Annotated in this window: 23 protein-coding genes; 18 read left to right on the forward strand and 5 right to left on the reverse strand. The window is 64.5% G+C overall.

What is annotated here, in order from left to right:
- The first annotated feature begins 24 nt into the window (after positions 1–24).
- Together secD and secF are read left to right on the forward strand one after the other, a co-directional pair.
- Positions 25–1,905 carry a protein translocase subunit SecD gene (secD, locus tag NX773_RS13185; protein ID WP_258856790.1) on the forward strand — a complete coding sequence of 627 codons (1,881 nt, stop codon included), beginning with the start codon at positions 25–27 and terminating at the stop codon, positions 1,903–1,905.
- Positions 1,906–1,923: 18 nt separating this feature from the next.
- A complete protein-coding gene (secF, locus tag NX773_RS13190; RefSeq protein WP_258856791.1) occupies positions 1,924–2,940 on the forward strand; it encodes a protein translocase subunit SecF in 1,017 nt (338 codons plus the stop codon).
- Between the two features lie 152 nt (positions 2,941–3,092).
- On the opposite strand, the gene NX773_RS13195 is transcribed toward secF, so the two are convergent.
- On the reverse strand, positions 3,093–4,055 hold the full coding sequence (locus NX773_RS13195) for a LysR family transcriptional regulator (RefSeq protein ID WP_258856792.1): 963 nt from the start codon (positions 4,053–4,055) through the stop codon (positions 3,093–3,095).
- 126 nt (positions 4,056–4,181) lie between these two features.
- On the opposite strand from NX773_RS13195, the gene NX773_RS13200 reads away from it, so the two are divergent.
- The 13 genes from NX773_RS13200 to NX773_RS13260 all read left to right on the forward strand — a co-directional run bounded on the left by NX773_RS13200 (position 4,182) and on the right by NX773_RS13260 (position 16,250).
- Positions 4,182–5,045 carry a VOC family protein gene (locus NX773_RS13200; protein WP_307728582.1) on the forward strand — a complete coding sequence of 288 codons (864 nt, stop codon included), beginning with the start codon at positions 4,182–4,184 and terminating at the stop codon, positions 5,043–5,045.
- Complete coding sequence (locus NX773_RS13205; RefSeq protein WP_258856793.1) at positions 5,042–5,734, forward strand: class II aldolase/adducin family protein; 693 nt, start codon at positions 5,042–5,044, stop codon at positions 5,732–5,734. The genes NX773_RS13200 and NX773_RS13205 overlap by 4 nt, the downstream gene beginning before the upstream one ends.
- A 32-nt stretch (positions 5,735–5,766) precedes the next feature.
- The gene (locus NX773_RS13210) at positions 5,767–6,792 is read left to right on the forward strand and encodes a TRAP transporter substrate-binding protein (RefSeq protein WP_258856794.1); all 1,026 of its coding nucleotides are present in this window, start codon (positions 5,767–5,769) and stop codon (positions 6,790–6,792) included.
- Positions 6,793–6,859: 67 nt separating this feature from the next.
- Positions 6,860–7,411, forward strand: coding sequence for a TRAP transporter small permease (locus tag NX773_RS13215; protein WP_258856795.1), 552 nt, complete (start codon positions 6,860–6,862; stop codon positions 7,409–7,411).
- Positions 7,408–8,733, forward strand: coding sequence for a TRAP transporter large permease (locus tag NX773_RS13220; RefSeq protein ID WP_258856796.1), 1,326 nt, complete (start codon positions 7,408–7,410; stop codon positions 8,731–8,733). Before NX773_RS13215 ends, NX773_RS13220 begins: the two co-directional genes overlap by 4 nt.
- A 220-nt stretch (positions 8,734–8,953) precedes the next feature.
- Positions 8,954–10,186, forward strand: coding sequence for a porin (locus tag NX773_RS13225; RefSeq protein WP_258856797.1), 1,233 nt, complete (start codon positions 8,954–8,956; stop codon positions 10,184–10,186).
- A 106-nt stretch (positions 10,187–10,292) separates the two neighbouring features.
- Complete coding sequence (locus tag NX773_RS13230; RefSeq protein ID WP_258856798.1) at positions 10,293–11,747, forward strand: 2-hydroxymuconic semialdehyde dehydrogenase; 1,455 nt, start codon at positions 10,293–10,295, stop codon at positions 11,745–11,747.
- Between the two features lie 2 nt (positions 11,748–11,749).
- A complete protein-coding gene (gene dmpE, locus NX773_RS13235; RefSeq protein WP_258856799.1) occupies positions 11,750–12,532 on the forward strand; it encodes a 2-oxopent-4-enoate hydratase in 783 nt (260 codons plus the stop codon).
- Positions 12,533–12,567: 35 nt separating this feature from the next.
- A complete protein-coding gene (locus NX773_RS13240; protein WP_258856800.1) occupies positions 12,568–13,479 on the forward strand; it encodes an acetaldehyde dehydrogenase (acetylating) in 912 nt (303 codons plus the stop codon).
- 9 nt (positions 13,480–13,488) lie between these two features.
- On the forward strand, positions 13,489–14,520 hold the full coding sequence (gene dmpG, locus NX773_RS13245) for a 4-hydroxy-2-oxovalerate aldolase (RefSeq protein ID WP_258856801.1): 1,032 nt from the start codon (positions 13,489–13,491) through the stop codon (positions 14,518–14,520).
- 16 nt (positions 14,521–14,536) lie between these two features.
- Positions 14,537–15,325 carry a 2-oxo-3-hexenedioate decarboxylase gene (dmpH, locus tag NX773_RS13250; RefSeq protein ID WP_258856802.1) on the forward strand — a complete coding sequence of 263 codons (789 nt, stop codon included), beginning with the start codon at positions 14,537–14,539 and terminating at the stop codon, positions 15,323–15,325.
- Between the two features lie 10 nt (positions 15,326–15,335).
- Positions 15,336–15,527, forward strand: coding sequence for a 2-hydroxymuconate tautomerase (gene thmT / locus NX773_RS13255; protein WP_258856803.1), 192 nt, complete (start codon positions 15,336–15,338; stop codon positions 15,525–15,527).
- 6 nt (positions 15,528–15,533) lie between these two features.
- Positions 15,534–16,250 carry a GntR family transcriptional regulator gene (locus tag NX773_RS13260; protein ID WP_258856804.1) on the forward strand — a complete coding sequence of 239 codons (717 nt, stop codon included), beginning with the start codon at positions 15,534–15,536 and terminating at the stop codon, positions 16,248–16,250.
- A 331-nt stretch (positions 16,251–16,581) separates the two neighbouring features.
- On the opposite strand, the gene NX773_RS13265 is transcribed toward NX773_RS13260, so the two are convergent.
- From NX773_RS13265 to NX773_RS13280, 4 genes are all read right to left on the reverse strand, one after another.
- Positions 16,582–17,103 (reverse strand): DUF4142 domain-containing protein, encoded by a 522-nt coding sequence (locus tag NX773_RS13265; protein WP_258856805.1) that lies wholly within the window; start codon positions 17,101–17,103, stop codon positions 16,582–16,584.
- An 89-nt stretch (positions 17,104–17,192) separates the two neighbouring features.
- Positions 17,193–18,026 carry an HDOD domain-containing protein gene (locus NX773_RS13270; protein WP_258856806.1) on the reverse strand — a complete coding sequence of 278 codons (834 nt, stop codon included), beginning with the start codon at positions 18,024–18,026 and terminating at the stop codon, positions 17,193–17,195.
- A gap of 69 nt (positions 18,027–18,095) precedes the next feature.
- Positions 18,096–18,377, reverse strand: a complete 282-nt coding sequence (locus NX773_RS13275) for a hypothetical protein (protein WP_258824390.1) — start codon at positions 18,375–18,377, stop codon at positions 18,096–18,098.
- Complete coding sequence (locus tag NX773_RS13280) at positions 18,374–18,832, reverse strand: MarR family winged helix-turn-helix transcriptional regulator (RefSeq protein ID WP_258856807.1); 459 nt, start codon at positions 18,830–18,832, stop codon at positions 18,374–18,376. Before NX773_RS13280 ends, NX773_RS13275 begins: the two co-directional genes overlap by 4 nt.
- Before the next feature lie 99 nt (positions 18,833–18,931).
- Here NX773_RS13280 and NX773_RS13285 point away from each other — a divergent pair, with 99 nt between their 5' ends.
- The 3 genes from NX773_RS13285 to NX773_RS13295 all read left to right on the forward strand — a co-directional run bounded on the left by NX773_RS13285 (position 18,932) and on the right by NX773_RS13295 (position 22,319).
- Positions 18,932–19,834 (forward strand): DMT family transporter, encoded by a 903-nt coding sequence (locus tag NX773_RS13285; protein ID WP_258856808.1) that lies wholly within the window; start codon positions 18,932–18,934, stop codon positions 19,832–19,834.
- A 21-nt stretch (positions 19,835–19,855) separates the two neighbouring features.
- On the forward strand, positions 19,856–20,797 hold the full coding sequence (locus tag NX773_RS13290) for a GlxA family transcriptional regulator (RefSeq protein WP_258824393.1): 942 nt from the start codon (positions 19,856–19,858) through the stop codon (positions 20,795–20,797).
- Between the two features lie 277 nt (positions 20,798–21,074).
- A complete protein-coding gene (locus NX773_RS13295) occupies positions 21,075–22,319 on the forward strand; it encodes an acetylornithine/succinyldiaminopimelate transaminase (RefSeq protein ID WP_258856809.1) in 1,245 nt (414 codons plus the stop codon).
- Positions 22,320–22,342 lie beyond the last annotated feature (23 nt).

A 22,342-nucleotide genomic window follows, 5' to 3' on the forward strand; every position in this document is an offset into this window, starting at 1 on the left:
CCCAACATAGAACGCTGGAACACCATGAATCGCTATCCCGTCTGGAAATACATACTGATCGTTGTGACGGTCCTGCTGGGCCTGCTGTACACGGCGCCCAACTACTTCGGCGAGTCGCCGGCGCTGCAGGTCACGGCTGGCAAGTCCACGACCAAGGTCACCAGCGACCTGGCCACCACGGTGGCCGAGTCGCTCAAGCGTGATGGCCTGGCCGCGACCGCGGTCAGCGTGGAAGGCGTGGGTGACGCGGCCTCGGTGCGCGCGCGCTTCACCAGCACCGACGCCCAGTTCAAGGCCAAGCTGGCGCTGGAGCGCGACCTGAACCGCGACCCGACCGACCCGGACTACATCGTCACCGTCAACCTGGCCAAGAACGTCCCGCACTGGATGGAATCGCTCGGCGCCAAGCCGATGAACCTGGGCCTGGACCTGCGCGGCGGCGTGCACTTCCTGCTGCAGGTGGACGCCAAGGCGACGCTGGAGACCAAGATCAAGGGTATCCAGGCGAGCGCGCGCAGCATCCTGCGTGACAAGAACGTGCGCCACGCCGGTATCGAGCGCAATGGCGACCAGCTGGTGATCCACTTCCGCGACGACGCCACCCGCGCCCAGGCGCGCGACGCGCTGGGCCAGAACCAGGACCTGGCGTTCGCCGACGCCGCCGACGGCAACGACCTGCGCCTCCTGGTCTCGCTCAAGCCGCAGGCGCTGCAGCGCACGGTGGAAGAGGGCGTCAAGCAGAACATCTCGACCCTGTCCAAGCGTATCAACGAGCTGGGCGTGTCCGAGCCGGTGATCCAGCAGCAGGGTGCCGACCGCATCGTGGTGCAGCTGCCGGGCGTGCAGGACGTGGCTCGTGCCAAGGACATCATCGGCCGCACCGCCACGCTGGAACTGCGCATGGTGGACCCGAGCATCACCCCGGGCACCGAAGCGACCGCCCAGATCCCGCTGAACGACGAGCTGTTCACCACTGGTCCGGCGGCCCCGATCGTGGTGTCGAAGGACGTGATCCTGACCGGTGACTACATTTCCAGCGCCACCCCGAGCTTCGACGAGAACCAGCAGCCGGCCGTGTCGATCGACCTGAACGGCGATGGCGGCCGCAAGATGCGCCAGGCGACCCGTGAAAACGTGGGCAAGCGCATGGCTGTGCTGCTCAAGGAAAAAGGCAAGTACCAGGTGCTGACCGCGCCGGTGATCCAGAGCGAACTGGGTTCCACCTTCCGCATCACCGGCATGGGCACGCCGGAAAAAGCGGCCGAGCTGGCCCTGCTGCTGCGCTCCGGCGCGCTGTCGGCGCCGATGGAATTCATCGAAGAGCGCGTGGTGGGCCCGCAGCTGGGCGCCGAGAACATCGCCAAGGGCCTGCACTCGACCCTGTGGGGCTTCGTGGCGATCGCGATCTTCATGATCATCTACTACCAGCTGTTCGGTTTCTTCAGCGTGCTGGCGCTGGCCTGCAACCTGCTGTTCCTGCTGGCCCTGCTGTCGATGATGCAGGCGACGCTGACGCTGCCGGGTATCGCCGCTATCGCACTGGCGCTCGGTATGGCAATTGACGCCAACGTGCTGATCAACGAGCGCATCCGCGAGGAGCTGCGCAACGGGAACAGCCCGCAGGCGGCGATCTCGGCCGGTTTCCAGCACGCGTGGGCCACGATCCTGGACTCGAACGTGACCACGCTGATCGTCGGCCTGGCGCTGCTGGTGTTCGGTTCCGGCCCGGTGCGCGGCTTCGCGGTGGTGCACTGCCTGGGCATCCTGACCTCGATGTTCTCGGCCGTGTTTGTCTCGCGCGGTGTGGTCAACCTCTGGTACGGCCGCAAGAAGAAGCTGGGCAAGATCGCCATCGGCACCGTGTGGACGGCCGGTATTCCGGCCGCCGGCGCAGCGAAGAAATAACCTCAACCGGGAAAGAAGATGGAATTTTTCAAAATCAAACGGGACATCCCGTTCATGCGCCATGCGTTGATTTTCAACGTGATTTCGGCGCTGACCTTCGTCGCCGCCGTGGTGTTCCTGGCGACCAAGGGCCTGCATCTCTCGGTCGAGTTCACGGGTGGTACCGTGATGGAGCTGCGCTATCCGCACGCGGCCGACCAGGAAAAGATCCGGCGCAACCTGGAAAAGCTCGGCTATGAACAGCCCGAGGTGTCCAGTTTCGGCACCGCGCAGGATGTGCTGCTGCGCCTGCCGAAAGGCCAGGCCGGCTCGAATTCCTCGGCCAAGGTCTTTGGCGCCTTGTGCGCGGCCGAAAACGGCACGCCCAAGCAGATCCAGGCGACCACCGAAAAAGGCGAGGCAGTCAGCCGCACTGGCTGCTTTGACGCGGCCGGCAAGGAGGTGGTGAGCCTGCAGCGCGTCGAATTCGTCGGCCCGCAGGTGGGCGAGGAACTGGCCCAGAACGGCCTGAATGCGCTGGTGATGGTGGTGATCGGCGTGATGATTTACCTGGCCGTGCGCTTCGAATGGAAATTCGCGGTGGCGGCCATCGTCGCGAACCTGCACGACGTGGTGATCATTCTCGGCTTTTTCGCGTTCTTCCAATGGGAGTTTTCGCTGACCGTGCTGGCTGCGGTGCTGGCGGTGCTGGGTTATTCGGTCAACGAATCGGTGGTGATTTTCGACCGGATCCGCGAAACCTTCCGCAAGCAGCGCAAGATGGGCGTGACCGAAGTCATCGACCACGCGATCACCAGCACCATTTCGCGTACCATCATCACCCACGGCTGTACCCAGATGATGGTGTTGTCGATGCTGTTCTTCGGCGGCCAGACCCTGCATTACTTCGCGGTGGCGCTGACGATCGGTATTTGCTTCGGTATTTACTCGTCGGTGTTCGTGGCCGCGGCGATCGCCATGTGGCTGGGCGTGAAGCGCGAGGACCTGGTCAAGCCGGTCAAGCAGCGCGACGAGACCGATGGCGCGGTCGTTTGATGTGGCTTTTTTGAATTATGTTAGTTATCGCACAGAGCGCCCTGGCCTCTGTGCGTAATATGGGAACTGTCTCTTTCAGGACATCCCTAGTTTTGGACTTCACCCGCTCCCTGTGAGCGGGTTTTTTTTGGGCCGCTGCACAGCGGCAGTCATCAATCCGCCTGGGGTGCAGACGATGAAGGGCTCTGAAACAGCTCGATTACCTGCTGGCGGAACCACACCAATGCAGGATCGTGGTCCGCGCGGGCGTGCCACTGCATCGTGATCATCACCGACGGCACCGGATACGGAAGCGGCTTGACGACCAGCGCACCCTGGCTCAGAACCGACATGCCCGCGGCCAGGCGGCTGGGGATGGTCAAAAGGACATCCGACTCGGCGACAATGGACGCCAGCCCCAAACCGTGGGCGGCCGTAAAGACGATGTTTCGCATCTGGTTTTCCTGGGCCAGCAATTTATCCAGCTTGCCGCGCAGGGCGTTATAGCTTTCGCCTCCGGGCCGGTAGTCGATGTGGCGTGCCGCCAGGTAGTCCGACTGGTGCAGTTCCTGCTTTGCCAGCGGATGCTGCGCGCCCATCAGCACCACGAAACGCTCGTCGAACAGCTCCACCCGGACATAGTCGCTGCCCGCGCGCGGCCAGTTGCCCAGTGCGACATCCACCCGGCCCTCATACATCGCCCGCTTCCCCTCATCCCACGGGGTCTCGACCGTTTCCAGCCGCACGCCCGGTGCGACGTCGGAAAGATGCTTGACCAGCCGCGGCAAAAACACCATCTGCGCCAGGTCGTTCGACAGCAGGCGCACCAGCCGCGCGGAGGTGAACGGGTCGAATTTCAGGTGCGAGTGCAGGGCATCTTCGATGTTGCGCAAGCTGTACTCGATGGAGCCGATGATCGACTCGACCAGCGCGGTCGGCACCATGCCTTCGTTGCGCCGGATGAAGAGCGGGTCATCCAGATGGTCGCGCAACCTGCGCAGCGCGTTGCTGACGGCCGACTGCGTCATGAAGAGCTGCTCGGAGGCCTTGGTGACGCTGCGCGTCCGGTACACCACCTTCAGTACCCGCAGCAGGTTCAGGTCCAGCTGGTGCAAACGCATGATGTTGCTTTTCATATATCAAAATTTACAGCATAAATATTGCCGTACACGAAATGTGATTGGTGTGAATATAACGCGAAACCTAGAATCCCTCACGCAATATCGAGATTTCCAAATTTTCTCGAAATATTTCTAGGAGACATGATGATTGAGCTTCGCGACATCCATTACACCCGCCTGGGCACCCAGGACCTCGACGCTGCAGAAAAATTCTCGACTGAAATTGTCGGGCTCCAGAAAGTCGAGCGTACCGCGGACCGCCTGTACCTCAAGAGCGACAGCCGTCATCACACGCTCTGCTATTTCCTCGGCGACCCTTCCGAGCAGATCATTGCGTACGAACTGAAGGACTGGTCCAGGCTTGGTGCGGCGTACGAGCAACTGCGTGCCGCGGGCGTGCCGTGCGGCTTGGGCACCAGCGCCGAAGCGGCAGACCGCCATGTCGAGGCCTTTGTCTGGTTCCTCGATCCCACCGGCAATCGCATCGAACTGGTCGCCCGTCCGCATGAAGCCGGGCGCCGCTACATTCCGTCGCGCGACGCCGGCATCCTGGGCTTCGGCCACGTCGGCATCTGCTCGACCGACCCGGTCCGCGACCAGGCGTTCTGGCTGACCCACTTCAACGCGATGATCAGCGACTGGATCGGTCCGTGCCCGCTGCTGCGCGTCAATCCGCGCCACCACCAGATGGCGCTGTTCGCGGCCCAGCGCAAAGGCATCCAGCACATCAATCACCAAGTGGCCGAGATCGACGACGTGATGCGTTCGTGGTACTTCCTGAACGAGAAGAACATCAAGATCACCTTCGGCCCCGGCCGTCATCCCACCTCCGGCGGCAACTTCCTCTATTTCGAAGGCCCGGACGGCGTGATCTTCGAATACTCCAACAGCGACCGCAAGATCATCGAAGACTTGTCGACCTATCGCCCGCGCCAGTTCCCGCTGGACCCCAGCTCGTTTTGCATGTGGGGCTCCAAGCCGGACATCGCGGAATTCAACGGATGATCGCCGCCAGCGACCAGCAGCAGCGTGTGGTGCGCCAGCTGGCGCGGGCGCTGGGCCGCAACGGGCTGACCGGGCCCTTCGGCCACTGCAGCGTGCGGCTGGACGAGGACAGTTTCCTCGTCTGCGCGCCGCGCCCGATGGCGCTCATCACGGCGGACGATCGCGGCACCGAGGTGCCCGTCGCCGGGGCGCTGCCGGCGCGCGTGCTGGGCGAAGTGCGCATCCACCAGCAGGTGTATGCGCGCCGGCCCGAGGTCAATGCGATTTGCCGCTTCATCTCTCCGCAGATCACCGCATTGGCCGCCATCGGCCGCACCCCGCATCCCCGCCACGGGTTCGGCGCCTACTTTGCGCCTGCGGTGCCGTTCTGGCCGCAGTCGGCCCTGGTGCGCGACGACCAGCTGGCGGCCGGAGTGGCCGAGCTGATGGGCACGGCGCCGGCCCTGGTCCTGAACGTCAACGGGGCCGTGACGGTGGGCGCGACGCCGGAGCAGGCCCTGGCGCTGGCCTGGTTCCTCGAGGACGCGGCGCGCGTCGAACTGGCGGCGCTGGCGGCCGGAATGGCGCAATCGGGGCACCTGCTGCAAGGCGAAGAGGCGCGGACACGGGCGACATGGGAGGGCCGGATCGCCGAGCGGGTCTGGGAGTACCTGACGCGCGGTGACGAAGAGCGTTCGCCGGCAGTTTGAACATTTAAAACAATACATAACGGAGGAAGACAATGAAAATCGCAGGAAAAGCAGTGTTTGGCGCCTTGCTGCTGACGTCCGCACAGGCCGTGCTGGCGCAGCAGACCATCCTTAAAGTCCACCATTTTCTCGGGCCGAACTCGAACGTCCAGGAAAACCTGATCCAGCCCTGGTGCAACAAGATCAACAAGGAGTCGGCCAACCGGCTCAAGTGCCAGATCTACCCCGCCATGCAACTGGGCGGCGCGCCCACGCAGTTGTTCGACCAGGTCAAGGATGGCGTGGTGGACATCGTCTGGACGGTGCCGACCTACCAGGCCGGCCGTTTCACCAAGACCGAAGTGTTCGAACTGCCGTACATGATGGACTCGGCCGAAAAGAGCAGCCCGGCGCTGTGGGAATACGTGCAGAAAAATGCGCTCGACGAGTTCCGCGGCACCCGTCCCATCTTCATGCACTTCAATGACGGCCTGCCGCTGCACATGGGGTCGAAGAAGGTCGGCAAGCTCGAGGATTTCAAGGGGGTGAAGGTGCGCGCCGCGACCCGCATCGGGGCACGCACCCTGTCCGCGCTCGGTGCGATTCCGATCCAGATGCCGGCCCCGCAGGTGCCTGAGGCGATGAGCAAGGGCGTGGTGGACGGCGTGATGATGTCGTGGGAAGCCGGGACCTCGATGAAGATCCAGGAGGTCGCCAAGGTCCACGTGGAGACGCCTGCCAACTCGCCCAAGATGTCGACCATCGTGTTCGGCTTCCTGATGAATCAAGCCAAATACGATGCGCTGCCGGCCGACCTGAAGAAGGTGATCGACCAGAACAGCGGCGTCGAGACGTCGCGCTGGGCCGGCCGGGTGACCGACGTGACCATCGAAGGCGGCCACAAGGTCGCGCAGGAGCGCAAGAACACCATCATCACGCTCAGCCCCGAGGAAAACGAGCGCTGGGTCAAGGCCTGCGCGAATGTGGACGACGAATGGGTCAAGGAAGTTTCGGCCAAGGGGGCGAACGGCAAGGCGCTGCTGGAGGATGCGAAGAAGCTGATCGCCAAGTATCGCTGATCCCGGCCAGCCCTGGGTGCAGGCGGCGGCGCAGAGGCGCCGCCGCACTTTCGAGAACGAGAACCAAATGCAAGAACCACGACCCCACACTCCCTACGTGCTGAAAGACTCATTCGGGCCCTTCGGCAACCTGCTGCTTGCAGTCGCGCGCGCCATGGCGATCGTCGGCGGCGCCATTTTCGTGATCCTGGTGATCATGTCGGTCACCTCCATCGTCGGGCGCAAGCTGTTCGATTACGCCGTGCCAGGCGACGTCGAGATCCTGCAGATGCTCGCGGCCTGTGCCTCCGCTTCCTTTTTCCCTTATTGCCACATGCTGCACGGGGATGTGAAGGTCGATTTCTTCACACACAACCTGGCGCAGCCGACGCAATGGCGGATGGACGCCATCGGATCGCTGTTCGTCTGCCTGTTCGCCGGCCTGATCGCCTGGCGTTCGGCGGCCGGCGCCATCACGGTGATGGAGTCGGGCGAGACCTCTCCCATTCTTGCGTGGCCGGTCTGGATCCCGCAGGCGCTAATGGTGCCGGGCTTCGCGGCCATGGCCGTGATTGCCCTGTACATGTGCGTCCACCAATTCAATATGGCCGGCCGCGCTGGTGAAGGAGCCCTGCAATGAGCGGCACGACAATTGGCTTTCTGATGTTCGGCGCGATGCTGGTGCTCCTGGTAGCGCGCATCCCCATCGGTGTGAGCATGTTCACGGTCGGTTTCGGCGGGTACTTTTACCTGACCGGCGACACCGGGCCGCTGCTTAATTCGCTGAAGAACCTGGCCTATGCCCGCTTGTCGAACTACGACCTGGTGGTCATCCCGCTGTTTCTGCTGATGGGGCAATTCGCCACCAACGGCGGGCTTTCCTCCGCGCTGTTCCGCTTCGTGTCGGCCTTCCTTGGACACCGCCGCGGCGGCATGGCGATTGCGTCGGTCGGCGCCTGCGCCGGTTTCGGCGCGATCTGCGGCTCGTCGCTTGCCACCGCGGCCACCATGGGCCAGGTGGCGCTGCCCGAGCTCAAACGCTATGGCTACTCGGGCGCACTGTCCACCGGCGCGCTGGCCGCCGGCGGCACCCTGGGGATCCTGATTCCGCCTTCGGTACCGCTGGTCATCTACGCGATTCTCACGCAGGAATCGATCGGCAAGCTCTTCATTGCCGCTGTCATTCCCGGTGCGGTCGCCATGCTCGGGTACATGGCGGTGGTCGGCCTCATCGTTCGCCTCGATCCCGCCGCCGGCCCGGCCGGCCCGCGGGTGGCGTGGGGGGATCGGATCGCCAGCATGGTCAGGGTATTGCCGGTCTTGCTGGTGTTCCTGGTTGTCATCGTCGGCATCTACGGCGGTTGGGCCAACCCGACCGAAGCGGCAGCCATCGGCGCGGCCGCCTGCGGGATCCTCGCGGTGGTGACCGGCGGCATGCGCTTCAACGGTGTGCTCGAGTGCCTGGTGGGCACGGCACAAGCGACCGCCATGATTTTCCTGGTGCTGCTGGGCGCCGACATGCTCAACAGCGCGCTGGCGCTGTCGCAGATGCCGGTTGAGCTGGCCAACTGGGTCAAGGACAGCGGCATGCCGCCCATGCTGGTCATGATCATGATCCTGGCGATCTACATCGTGCTCGGATGCGTGATGGACTCGCTGGCAATGATCCTGCTCACCATCCCGATCTTCTATCCGATGGTGATGGGGCTGGACTTCTGGTCGCTGAGCCAGACCGACAAGTCGATCTGGTTCGGCATCCTGGCCCTGATGGTGGTCGAGATCGGCCTCGTGCATCCGCCGGTCGGCATGAACGTCTACATCATCAACCGGCTGGCCAAAGACGTGCCGCTCATCGAAACCTTCAAGGGCGTGGTGCCGTTCCTGGTGTCCGACTTCTTGCGCATCGCGTTGCTGCTGTTGTTCCCGACGATGTGCCTGTTCCTGGTTCATGCCTTCGATTAGAGGAGCACCGGATCTGATCAGCAAGGCCATCCGCCCCAAGGTCCTCTAGACCAATCAAGAAGCTTGTGACTTGCCGTGCGCTTTTCGCGCATGGCGGGCCACGCTCACGCCAAATTCAGGGTTTTAACAACACTGCGCGCAGGCGCAGACACTACGAGGGAGACAAAAAAAAATGAAAGCAAGAACCAACAACCGGGATCGTCGGGTACTGCGCAAAGCCATGTTGGCTGCGTTGATCGCGCCGGCATGCGTTGCCGCACCGGCACTGGCGGCCGGCACCGAGAGCGAACTGCAGGAACTGAAGGCGATGATCGCGACGCTCCAGCAGAAGGTGGCGACGATCGAGCAGGCGCCGGCGAAGGCCGCCGAGCCGGCATCCGGAAACTTGCTGCCGAAAGGGCTCAAGATCTATGGCAACCTGGACAGCGGTGTCGAACGCATCAGCAACGTCGGCCCGACCGCAAAGACCCTGACGCGCGTGCCGTCCACCACCGGCACCACGCCCAGCGCCATCGGCCTGGACTTCAGGGGCAACCTGAACGATGGCGTGGCCGCCGTCGCCAAGGCTGAAATGGGCGTTGCCCTGGACAGCAGCTCGTCGGGCCAGGGTGGGCGCCTGTTCGGCCGCCAGATGTTCGTGGGCGTGGACAGCGCGCTCGGCACCGTCACCGTGGGCCGCCAGTACTCGATGTTGTTCTACGGCTTGCAGGGCGCGGACGTGCTGGGCCCCAACATCTACGGCCTCAGCTCGATCGACGCCTACATCCCGAACGCGCGCGCCGACAACTCCGTCGCATGGCGCAAGGCCGTCGGCCAGGTGTCGCTGGGCGCCCACTACTCGTTCGGCCGCGATACCGTGAGCAATACCGTGCCCGCGTCGGGCGTGTGCGCTGGCGAAGATGCGACCGACACGTCGCGTTGCCGCGGCTGGTCGGCGATGGCCAGGTACGACAGCCAGGCCTTCGGCGCGTCGGTCGCCATCGACAAGCAGCGTGGCGGCACCGGGGCGCAAGCGAACTTCTTCAACGGATCGGCGCCGCTCACCATGACCGCGGCCAGCGACGAGGACAAGCGCGTCACCGCCAACGGCTATGCGCGCTTCGGCGCGTTCAAGCTGGGCGCTGGCTGGCTCTCGCGCCGCCTCGCCGCGGCTGCCGGCAACGTCAAGCAGGAAACGACCTGGTTGCAGGGCGAGTACGCGATCTCGCCCAAGTGGGTGGTCGATGGCGGCGTGTTCCGCGTCTCGAACGACACCCAGGGCAAGAGCGCAAACCTGTATGTGATCCGGGCCATCCGCAAGATCGACGACCAGCTGAGCGCCTACCTGACCGCCGGCTACATGGATAACGGCAGCACCGCGGCCTACAGCGTGTCGGCCGGCGGCCCCGGTGCGGCGGCCAGCGCCGGCAAGGCCCAGCTGGGCACGATGGCGGGCGTGCGCTACCGCTTTTAAGCAGGAGTGAAGTGCCAGGCCGTGCCCGCCACGGCCTGGAATCGGACACAGGCGAGCCTGGTGACGACAGCATGCAGTACCGAGTTCTTGAATACGGAGATGACTAATGAAGCAGATCAACAATTTTATCAACGGCGAATTTGTCTCGACCGTAAACCTGTTCGACAAGCGCTCGCCGCTGAACAACGCCGTCATCGCGCGGGTTGCCGAAGCCGGCGCGGTGGAAGTCGTTGCCGCGGTACAGGCCGCGCGCGCCGCATTGGCCGGCCCGTGGGGAAAGATGGCGGTCGCCGAACGGGTTGAACTGCTCTATGCGGTGGCCAATGAAATCGACCGCCGCCTTGACGAGTTCGTCGAGGCGGAGTGTGCCGATACCGGCAAGCCGATGAGCCTGGCGCGCCACCTCGATATTCCACGCGGCGCCGCCAATTTCAAGATCTTCGCCGACGTGGTGAAGAATGTTCCCTCCGAATTTTTTGAGATGGCGACGCCCGACGGCCGCGGCGCCCTCAACTATTCCACGCGCTCGCCGGTCGGCGTGGTCGGCGTGATCTGCCCGTGGAACCTGCCCTTGCTGCTGATGACGTGGAAGGTCGGCCCGGCACTGGCCTGCGGCAACACCGTGGTCGTGAAGCCATCGGAAGAAACGCCGCAGACCGCCACCCTGCTGGGCGAAGTCATGAACAGCGTGGGCATGCCGAGAGGCGTGTACAACGTGGTGCACGGCTTCGGCCCCGGCTCCGCCGGCGAGTTCCTGACCCGCCACCAGGGCGTCAATGCGATCACGTTTACCGGTGAAACCCGCACCGGCGCGGCCATCATGAAGGCCGCGGCGGAAGGTGCGCGCCCGGTCTCGCTGGAGATGGGCGGCAAGAACCCCGCCATCGTGTTTGCCGACTGCGACTTCGACGCGGCCATCGAGGGCACGCTGCGGTCGGCCTTTGCCAACTGCGGCCAGGTTTGCCTGGGCACCGAGCGCGTGTACGTGGAGCGGCCGATCTTCGACAAGTTCGTCGCGGCGCTGAAGGAAGGCGCGCAAGCGCTGCGGATCGGCACGCCGGAAGATCCGGCAACCGGCATGGGGCCGCTCATCAGCCTGGAGCATCGCAACAAGGTCCTGTCGTATTACCGCAAGGCGGTCGAAGAGGGCGCCACCGTGGTCACCGGCGGCGGCGTGCCCGACATGCCGGGCGATCTTGCCCAGGGCGCCTGGGTGCAGCCGACCATCTGGACCGGCCTGTCCGATGAGGCGAGCGTGTGCCGCGAAGAGATTTTCGGGCCGTGCTGCCACGTGTTCCCCTTCGACAGCGAAGAGGAAGTGATCCGCCGCGCCAACGACACCACCTATGGCCTGGCCGCATCGGTCTGGACCACCAACCTGCAGCGCGGCCATCGCGTGGCGGCAAAGATCGAGGCCGGCCTGGTGTGGGTCAACAGCTGGTTCCTGCGCGACCTGCGCACGCCGTTTGGCGGCGCCAAGCAGTCGGGTATCGGCCGCGAAGGTGGTGTGCACTCGCTCGAGTTCTACACCGAACTGAAAAACGTCTGCATCAAACTCTAATCATGGAAAACACTCTTATCGACCAGCTCGGGAACGAGCTCTACGACGCCCTGGTCCGTGGCCAAACCGTCACGCCGCTCACCGAACGGCACCCGGACATGACCATCGAGGACGCCTATCACATCCAGCAGCGCATGACGGCGCGCCGGATCGAACAGGGCGCGCGCGTGGTCGGCAAAAAAGTTGGCGTCACCAGCCAGGCGGTCATGGACCTGCTGCAGGTGCACCAGCCGGACTTCGGCTACCTGCTCGATACCATGCTGTACAACGAAGGCGAGGCCATTCCGGTCGAATCGATGATCCAGCCAAAGGCCGAAGGGGAGATCGCGTTCATCCTCAAACACGACCTGCTGGGACCGGGCATCAGCAACGCCGACGTGCTGCGCGCGACCGAATGCGTGATGCCTTGCTTTGAGATCGTCGATTCGCGCATCCGCGACTGGAAGATCCGGATCCAGGACACGGTGGCGGACAACGCCTCGTGCGGCGTGTTCGTGCTCGGCGACCGCGCCGTCGACCCGCGCAAGGTCGACCTGACCACCTGCGGCATGGTGCTGGAAAAGAACGGCGAAGTGGCCGCCACCGGCGCCGGCGCGGCGGCAATCGGCAGCCCGGTGAACGCCGTGGCATGGCTTGCCAATACCTTGGGCAAGCTGGGCATTCCCCTCAGGGCCGGCGAAGTCATCCTGTCCGGCTCGCTGGCCGCAATGCTGCCGGTCAAGGCTGGTGACAACCTGCGCGTGTCGATCGGCGGCATTGGCGGTTGCTCCGTCCGGTTCTATTGACTGCGCCTTTCCACAAGAATCCAAGGAACGATCCCATGAAAAAAATCAAATGCGCACTGATCGGCCCGGGCAACATCGGCACCGACCTGCTGTACAAGCTGCGCCGCAGCCCGGTGCTCGAGCCGGTCTGGATGGTCGGCATCGACCCCGCCTCCGAGGGCCTGAAGCGCGCCGCCGAGCTCGGCCTGAAGGTCACCGCCGACGGCGTGGACGGCCTGCTGGCGCATGTCGCCGCGGACGAGGTCCAGATCGCGTTCGATGCGACCTCTGCCTACGTGCATGCCGAAAATTCGCGCAAGCTCAACGCGCTGGGCGTGCTGATGATCGACCTGACGCCGGCCGCCATCGGCCCTTACTGCGTGCCGCCGGTCAACCTCACCGAGCACGTCGGCAAGCGCGAAATGAACGTCAACATGGTCACTTGCGGCGGCCAGGCCACGATCCCGATGGTGGCCGCGGTGTCGCGCGTGCAGCCGGTCGCGTACGGCGAAATCGTCGCCACCGTGTCCTCGCGCTCGGTCGGCCCGGGCACCCGCAAGAACATCGACGAGTTCACCCGCACCACCGCAGGCGCGGTGGAAAAGGTTGGCGGCGCGAAGCAGGGCAAGGCCATCATCATCATCAACCCGGCCGAGCCGCCCTTGATCATGCGCGACACCATCCACTGCCTGACCGAGACCGAACCGGACCGTGACCGGATCACCGCATCGGTGCACCAGATGATCAAGGAGGTGCAGAAGTATGTGCCGGGTTACAAGCTGGTCAACGGCCCGGTGTTCGACGGCAACCGCGTATCGATCTTCATGGAAGTCGAGGGCCTCGGCGACTACCTGCCGAAATACGCGGGCAACCTCGACATCATGACCGCGGCGGCTGCCCGCACCGCGGAAATGTTTGCCGAAGAGATCCTGTCCGGCAAGCTGACTCTCCAACCCGCCGCAGAATAAGGAAACAACATGACACTCAAAGGCAAGACAGTCACCGTCCATGACATGACGCTGCGCGACGGCATGCACCCGAAGCGCCACCAGATGACGCTGGAACAGATGAAGTCGATCGCCCAGGGACTGGACGACGCCGGCGTACCGCTGATCGAAGTCACCCACGGCGACGGCCTGGGCGGCTCGTCGGTCAACTACGGCTTTCCGGCCCACACTGACGAGCAATACCTGGCCACCGTCATTCCGCTGATGAAAAAGGCGAAGGTGTCGGCCCTGCTGCTGCCGGGCATCGGCACCGTCGACCACCTGAAGATGGCGTGCGAGCTGGGCGTGAACACCGTCCGTGTCGCGACCCACTGTACCGAAGCGGACGTCGCCGAACAGCACATTGGCATGGCGCGCAAGCTTGGCATGGATACCGTCGGCTTCCTGATGATGAGCCACATGGCGTCACCGCAGAAGATCCTCGAGCAGGCGCTGCTGATGGAGAGCTATGGCGCGAACTGCATCTATTGCACCGATTCGGCCGGCTACATGCTGCCGGAAGACGTGAAGGCCCGCATCGGCCTGCTGCGCGACAGGCTCAAGCCTGAAACCGAACTGGGCTTTCACGGCCACCACAACCTGGCCATGGGCGTGGCCAACTCGCTCGCCGCCGTCGAATACGGCGCCAACCGGATCGACGCGGCGGCGGCGGGGCTGGGCGCCGGGGCCGGCAATACGCCGATGGAAGTGTTCATCGCCGTGTGCGCGCGCATGGGCATCGAAACCGGCGTGGACGTCTACAAAATACAGGATGTGGCCGAAGACCTCGTCGTGCCGATGATGGACTTCCCGATCCGTATCGACCGCGATGCGCTCACGCTCGGGTACGCCGGCGTCTACGGTTCCTTCCTGCTGTTTGCGAAGCGCGCCGAGAAGAAGTACGGCGTGCCGGCGCGCGACATCCTGGTCGAAATGGGGCGGCGCGGCATGGTGGGCGGCCAGGAAGACATGATCGAAGACACCGCGCTGACGCTGGCCAAGCGCCGCAACCAGGGCGCATGAAGCAAAGGACAATGAAATGAAACTGGACAAGAACACCATTGAACGACTGGCCGCACATCTGGAAACCTGCGAGCTCGGTGCGCGCGACACCCTGAAGATCACCGACGAATATCCGCAGATGGACTGGGACGATGCGTATGCGATCCAGGACGAGATCAAGCGCCGCAAGATCGCGCGCGGCGCGCGCATCGTCGGCCTGAAGGCCGGCCTGACCTCGCACGCGAAAATGAAGCAGATGGGTGTGGAAACGCCGGTCTTCGGCTTCCTTGCCGATTACTTCGCCATTCCCGAAGGCGGCGAGGCCAACATGGCCGAGCTGATCCACCCGAAGGTCGAGCCCGAAATTGCGTTCGTCACCAAGGCGCCGCTCAAGGGGCCGGGCTGCCATATCGGCACGGTGCTGGCGGCCACCGACTTCGTGATGCCGGCCATCGAGGTCATCGACTCGCGCTACCGTGATTTCAAATTCGACCTCAAGAGCGTCGTGGCGGACAACTGTTCGTCGTCGCGCTTCGTCGTCGGCGGCCGCATGACCCCGGTGGACAAGCTCGACCTGCGCACGCTCGGCGTTGTGATGGAAAAGAACGGGCAGGTGGTGTCGCTGGGCGCGGGCGCGGCGGTGCTGGGCCACCCGGCGGCCGCCATCGCGATGCTGGCCAACCAGCTCGGTGCGCGCGGCGAAGAAATCCCGGCCGGGACGCTGATTCTGTCCGGCGGCGTGACCGAGGCCGTGGCGGTTGCGGCCGGCGACAATATCACTCTGCGCATCCAGGACCTGGGCAGCGTCGGCATGCGTTTTGCATAAGGAGGAGACCATGCCAATTTGCCAGATCCATCTGATCGAAGGCCGCACCGTCGAGCAGAAGCGGCTGTTGATCGAAAAGATCACGGACGCGGTGCATGAAGCCATCGGCGCACCGCGCGAAAGCGTGCGCGTCATCCTGAGCGAGATGCCGAAGGAACACTTCGGCATCGGCGGCAAGACGGCAGGCCAACTCGGGCGTTGAGCGTTCATGCTTCAGTCACATAAATTCAGCTCTGCGTTTGCCGAGGTCGACAATACGCCGAACACGCTCACCGAAGTCACATATCTTCGGCTGCGCCGCGATATCATCGAGGGCAAGCTTCGCCCCCGCGAAAAGCTGCGCATCGAGCACCTGAAGGATCGCTACAACGCGAGCAGCGGCACGCTGCGCGAAGCGCTGTCGCAGCTGCTGTCGGACGCGTTGGTGGTCAACCAGGGCCAGCGCGGCTTCCATGTTGCGCCGATGTCGCTGACCGACCTGGACGACATCACGCGCACGCGCGTGCTGGTGGAAGGGGAAGCGATGCGCCGCTCGATCAGCGCGGGCGACGACGCCTGGGAAGCCAACCTGATCGGCGCATTTCATCGCCTGACCAAGGCGGAAGAAAAGCTCGGAGCTCGTGAAGAGAAGGACCTTTGGGAATGGGAAGCGCGCAACCGCGACTTTCACGAGGCGCTGATCGGGGCTTGTGACTCGCGCTGGTTGCGCTACGTGATCGGCTTGCTGTACCGGCAGTCGGAACGCTATCGCCACCTGGTGATTTCCGATCGGACCCTGCCGCGCGACGTGCATGCCGAGCACACCACGATTTTTGAGGCGGCAATCGCGCGCGATGCGGACGCAGTGACCGAGGCGATTTCGGTCCATATTCAATTGACCTGCGAAGCGATTCGCACGCTCATGCCTGGCCTGGACATCGAATAGCGGTGCGCAAGAACTTGCGTGTTGTGTGAGTCATCGCACAGAGTGCGCAAGGCGCGGGAACTAATATGGAACCGTCTCTTTCAGGACATCCCTAGTTTTGGACTTTGCCCGCTCCCAGGAGCGGGCATTTTTTTTGTGCGCTGTCTGCGCTAAGTGTTGACACAACTACGTCGGTCCCGCGGAGGCGGGAACCCATGCTGAGTTTGCGTCCCTGCGGCTCTCGAGCGTGCGGTGTGACAGGGTGTTCAGTATGGGGCCCCGCCTCCGCGGGGACGACGTGCTTAGGTCGACACTTAACGCGGACAGCGCTTTTTTTTGTTCGTCCGACTGGCTACTTCAGGGTGGCCTGCACCGACTTGGCGTGCTCCAGGTGCGAGACAAACGCGGGGCGCACGCCGACCAGCAGGTTCTTCAGCTCGGCGTTCTTCGCGTTCGGGATCAGGGTCTTGTCCAGCGCGTCGATGACGGACTGGTGGTAGGTCACTTCATGGTCCACGTAGGCCTTGTCGAAGCTTTTGCCCGATAGCTTCTTGAGCGTGGCCACGTTCTCGTCTCCGCTCTTCTTCAGGCTCTTGCTGGTGTCGTTCTCCTCGGGCGTGACCTTCAGCTTTTTCACCAGGTCCATCGCCTGCTTGTTCACGCCCGTGTGGTCGAACACCATCTGGTGCGCGAATGCCTTGACCTGGGCATCGCTGGTTTTTTTCTCGGCCAGCTTGCCGGCTTCGATATCGGCGTTGTTGGCGGCCACCACGATGGCGGCGATTTGCGGGTCGGTCGGTGCGCTGGCCTGGGCCATGGCAGCGGCGCTGGCGCCGAACAGGCAGGCGGCAATAATGGTGTGGAACATCTTCATGGCAGTACCTTTCAAGTAGTTGAACAGGAAAACTGCCGCATTGGATGAAGGCCGGCGCCGCCGCGTTCCCGCGGACCCCGGCCGGGTGGTCAGAGCAGGGCGGCTGCGAGGCTGCGCACCTCGTCCGCAGACTCTTGCAGCACGCGCACCAGCGTCCCTTCGCCGGAGGTCAGGTCAATCGTGGTCGCGCCCTGCGCCGTGGTGGCGCCGGGCCGCTCATGCAGGGGCGAACCGACCGGGGCCAGGTCGTTGGCCAGCAGCAGGGTGTCGCCCAGCGTTTCGGGCGGCAGCGCGCGCATGCCGTTCCACAGCGCTTCGATCGCGCCCGTCACCGGCGCCGGCACGCCCAGCTTGAGCAGCACCGCGCGGCCGATCGGCACCTCGCCATGATCGAGCCAGTCGTCCGCGCAATCGTCCAGCAACCCGGGGAATTCGGCGGCGCGCGCGAGCAGGTAGAAACCGCCGACCTCGTGCACGATGCCGGCAAACAGGGCGGTATCCGCATCGACGCGCGAGACGCGCCGCGCGAGCACCTGGGCCAGTGCGGCCACGTGGGCGCTGTGCTGCCACAGCTGGTCGGCCTTGGCGCGCAGCAGCGGATCGGTCAGCTCGCCGGCCAGCTGGCGCACGATGACCGACGCAGCGAGCGCGCCCAGCGTCCGAAAGCCGACCCGCTGCACTGCCGCGTTGACGTTGGTGACGTCGTGGCCGGTGTGGTTGTAGGCGGCGGAGTTTGCGATGGCGACGGTGCGCGCGGCCAGCACCGGCTCGGCCTGGACCAGCCTGGCCGCCGCCTCGAGATGACAGTCCGGGTCCGCCAGCGCGCGCTGCAGCTTGAGCGTCGCGTCCACACTGGTGGGGAACGCGAGCTCTCCGCGCTGGGCCTGGCCGGCGATAGCCTTGAGGGCGTCGATTCTGTCCATCGGGAAATTATACTCCCGGTAAATCACAACCCTCGGGAAATGTTGCCCGAGGGAATTTTTCGGAGAGGGTCAGGGTTCGCTGAAAATCGCGTCGCAGCCGTCGCGGGTTTCCTCGGTGTCTTCCAGCTCGTCCACCAGGCCCAGGTCGAACAGCTCCTCGACCGCGTTCATGAAGCTGTTGTGCTTGGTAGCGCCGATCAGGCGGTAGATCTCGCCGGCTTCGTTGCGCACGCCGATCAGGAGCTTTTCCTGGCGCACTTCTTCCACCGGCGCGACGTCCAGTAGCAGGTTGCCGATGATGTGTTTGTCGAAATGGGCGGGCTTTTTGCCCTCGAGCAGGGTGGTTTTCAAGATGGCTCCTTTGTTTCGTGGTTGGTCGCAGCGTCCGCCATGCGTTGCCGCAGGGTTAAGAGCGCCTCGTCCAGCTGGTCGAAATCGGCCGCGCCATAGTTGGCGAACAGCTTCTTGCCGTGCTCGACGACTTTGGGGAACACCTCGCCAAACAGGGCCTGGCCCTGCGGCGTGAGGCGCACGAAGAACGAACGCTTGTCGCCGCTGCTGCGTTCACGCTCGACCAGGTGTTTCTGCTCCAGGCGCTCGATCACGTCCGTCAGCGTGCCTTTGGTGATCAGGGTGCGCTCGCCCAGTTCCTTGTAGCTCATCCCGGCGGTGTTGCCAAGCGTGGCCAGGATGTCGAACTGGGCGTGCGTCAGCCCGCAGGCGCGCACGGATTCCCCGGTGTGGCGTTCGAAGCCCTGCAGGCATTCGGCCAGCAGGCGAATGCTGCGTAAGTATCGTTCCCCCATGGATTGATTATAGCTTCCCGCCGCAGGTTGATGCCCGGCCGTTCGCGTTTTGCGGGCGGGACGGTTACCATAGACCCTTTATCAATAGCACCAAGTCTCATGAATCGCCAGCTTTCCGGCATCCTTGCCCTGTTCGTCGTCACCATGGTCTGGGGCACGACTTTCCCTGCCATGAAGGAATTGACGGCGAATTTCTCGCCGGTGTGGATCATCCTGGTCCGCTTTGCGCTGGCCGCGGTGCTGCTGGCGCCGTTCTTGTGGAAGGCGCGCCGCGACGACGTGTGGTCGGGCGTGATCCTCGGCTTTTTGTTGTTTTTCTGCTTCATTTTCCAGGTTGAAGGGCTGACGCTGACCACCTCCAACCGCAACGCCTTCATCTGCGGCCTGAACGTGCTGGTGGTGCCCCTGCTGGGCGTGATCGGCGGGCGCCTGCCCGAGCGGCGCATCGTGCTGGCGCTGCTGCTGGCCATCGGCGGCCTGACCGCGCTGTGCTGGGATGGCGGCGGCTGGGGCCGGGGCGACACGCTGGCGCTGCTGTCGGCGCTCACCTTCGGCGCGTACGTCAAGGTGATGGAAGTGCGCACCCAGCGCGCCACGCGCCTGCTGGCGGTGACGGCAAGCCAGATCACCACCGTGGCGGTGTTCGCGGCGCTCTGGCTGTTCACGCGCGAAGTGCCGCGCGCCGCGGACGACGTGGCCAACTACTGGGCCTACCTCGGCCAGACCACGGGCCGCTACTGGATCAACTTTGCCTACCTGGGCGTGGTGGCCACCGCGGCCATCATCTCGCTGCAGTCGTGGGGCCAGTCGCGCACCACGGCCAACGAGGCGGCGGTGATGTATGCCTTTGAGCCGGGCGCAGCGGCGGTGTTCGGTTTCTTCTGGCTGGGCGAGGAACTGACGGCCCGCGGCTGGCTCGGCGCCGCCCTGTTGATCTCCGGTATGATAGTCAGCCAATGGAATTCCGAGAGCCGTCCCGCGGGCGCGCTCGCCCCCGAGTAATGACCCTGTCCCCGCGCTTTCATGCAGCACGCTGACCTGTCCCGCCTCGCGCAGGAAAGGCCGCTGCGCGTGTTGCTGCTGAACGCGGGCGCGCCCGACGCGCTGACGTGGTCCGGCCTGGTGCAACCGCTGCGGCTGGCGGCCAAGAGCGTGGGCCCCGAGCGGCTGCACGTGGACATCCGCAGCCCCGACAAATTCACCGCCGACGCCGCCCGGCCCTGGCACATCGTGCTGCTGGTGGCGGACGAATCCGAAAGCGGGCTCAAGCCCGCCAACATGCGTGCGCTGGTGCAGCGCTGCCGGGCCGCGCCGTTCTGGGGCGGGGTCGGGGCGGGCGTGCTGTGGCTGGCCGATGCGGGCGCGCTCGACGGCGTGCGCGCGGCGCTGCCATGGTCGCTGTACGCGGAGGCCGGCGATATCGCCGACCAGGCCGTGTTCACGCCGCACCTGTACGAGGTCGATGGGGCAAAGCTGACCTGCTGCGGCGGCGCGGCCAGCATCGATTTTGCGCTCACCCTGGTCGAGACGCTGTTCGGCTCCTCGGTGCAGGCGCAGGTGAAGGAAGTGCTGTGCGTGGACCGCGTGCGCGGCCCGGAAGAGCGCCAGCGGGTGGCGCTGCAGGCGCGTTTCGGCGCCTTGCAGCCCAAGCTGACCGAGGCCGTCACGCTGATGGAGGCGAATATCGAGGAGCCGCTGTCCACCGACGAGATTGCGCAGCTGGCTGGCATCTCGCGGCGGCAGCTGGAGCGCTTGTTCAAGCAGTACCTGGGCACTTTGCCGTCGCGGTATTACCTGGAGCTGCGGCTCAAGCGCGCAAGGCAGCTGCTGCTCGATACCAATCACTCGATCGTGCAGGTGGGGCTGATGTGCGGGTTTTCGTCCGGCTCGCACTTTTCCACGGCCTTTGGCGCCCTGTTCGGCAACACGCCGCGCGAAGAGCGCCAGCGCAAGCTGGCCCAGTAGCCGCACCCCGTCGTCCCCGCGGAGGCGGGGACCCATGCTGAGTATGCGGGCCTGCGGCGTAGTTCTTCCACCTGCTCACGGTCCATGGGTCCCCGCCTCCGCGGGGACGACGTGCTGAGGGTTTGGGTAAGCTCAAACAAACTTGTCGTTCGACTAAAAATGAAAATGCCTGTCGCAGATTGAAAAGAATCTGCCTAGTTGCGTTCCTATAATGGCCTTTACTGCGCGGCGGAGGAGTCCGCGCATCCCTTTTGATCAGATTGGATGAGGAATAGCCATGAACGCAAAGCTTGATTCGGGTGTCACCACACGGCCTGTCACTCGGCAGACCTTCGACGAGGTCCTCGTCCCGACCTACGCCCCGGCCAATTTCGTGCCGGTGCGCGCCTCGGGCCTGGACGTGTGGGACCAGGAAGGCAAGCATTACCTCGACTTCACCTCGGGCATCGCGGTCTGCAGCCTCGGCCACGCCAACCCGCAGCTGACCGACGCGCTCACCGCCCAGCTCAAGACCGTCTGGCACCTGTCCAACGCCTACACCAACGAGCCCGTGCTGCGCCTGGGCCTGGCGCTGACCGAAGCGACCTTCGCCGACCGCGCCTTCTTCTGCAACTCGGGCGCCGAGGCCAACGAAGCGGCCCTGAAGCTGGCGCGCAAGTACGCGCACGGCAAATTCGGCCCGCACAAGTCGCGCATCGTGTCCTGCCTGTCCTCGTTCCACGGCCGCACCCTGTTTACCGTCTCGGTCGGCGGCCAGGCCAAGTACACCGAAGGCTTCGAGCCGCTGCCGCCGGAAATCAACCACATCAAGTACAACGACATCGAGTCGGCCCGCGCCGCGATCACCGATGACGTGGCGTGCGTGATCGTCGAGCCGATCCAGGGCGAAGGCGGCGTGATCCCGGGTGACATCGAGTTCCTCAAGACCCTGCGCGAGCTGTGCGACAAGACCGGCGCGCTGCTGATTTTCGACGAAGTGCAGTCGGGCGTGGGCCGCACCGGCGCGCTGTACGACTACATGAACGTGGGGGTGACCCCGGACATCCTGACCTCGGCCAAGGCGCTGGGCAACGGCTTCCCGATCGGCGCCATGCTGACCACCAACGAGATCGCCCAGTACTTCAACGTCGGCGCGCACGGCACCACCTACGGCGGCAACCCGCTCGCCTCGACCGTGGCGCTGAACGTGATCGAGACGATCAACCAGCCGGCCTTCCTGGCGCGCGTGAAGGAAGCCAGCGCCAGGATCTTCGCCAACCTGGAAAAGCTGGCCGCCGACTACCCGCAGCTGTTCGGCAAGGTGCGCGGCAAGGGCCTGTTGATCGGCCTGCCGATGGCCGAAGGCTACAAGGGCAAGGCCAAGGACTACACCAAGACCGCCGAGAAGCTCGGCCTGATGCTGCTGGTGGCCGGTCCCGACGTGATCCGCCTGGCGCCGGCGCTGATCGTGTCGGACGCGCAGATCGCCGACGCGGACCGCATCATGCGTCAGGCTGCGGACGAGTTCCTGGCTGCGGCCTAACTACCAGCTCGAGCTACGTCGTC

Origin of the sequence: Massilia solisilvae, from assembly GCF_024753215.1 — a bacterium.
In the GTDB taxonomy this organism is placed as follows: Bacteria; Pseudomonadota; Gammaproteobacteria; order Burkholderiales; family Burkholderiaceae_D; genus Telluria; species Telluria solisilvae.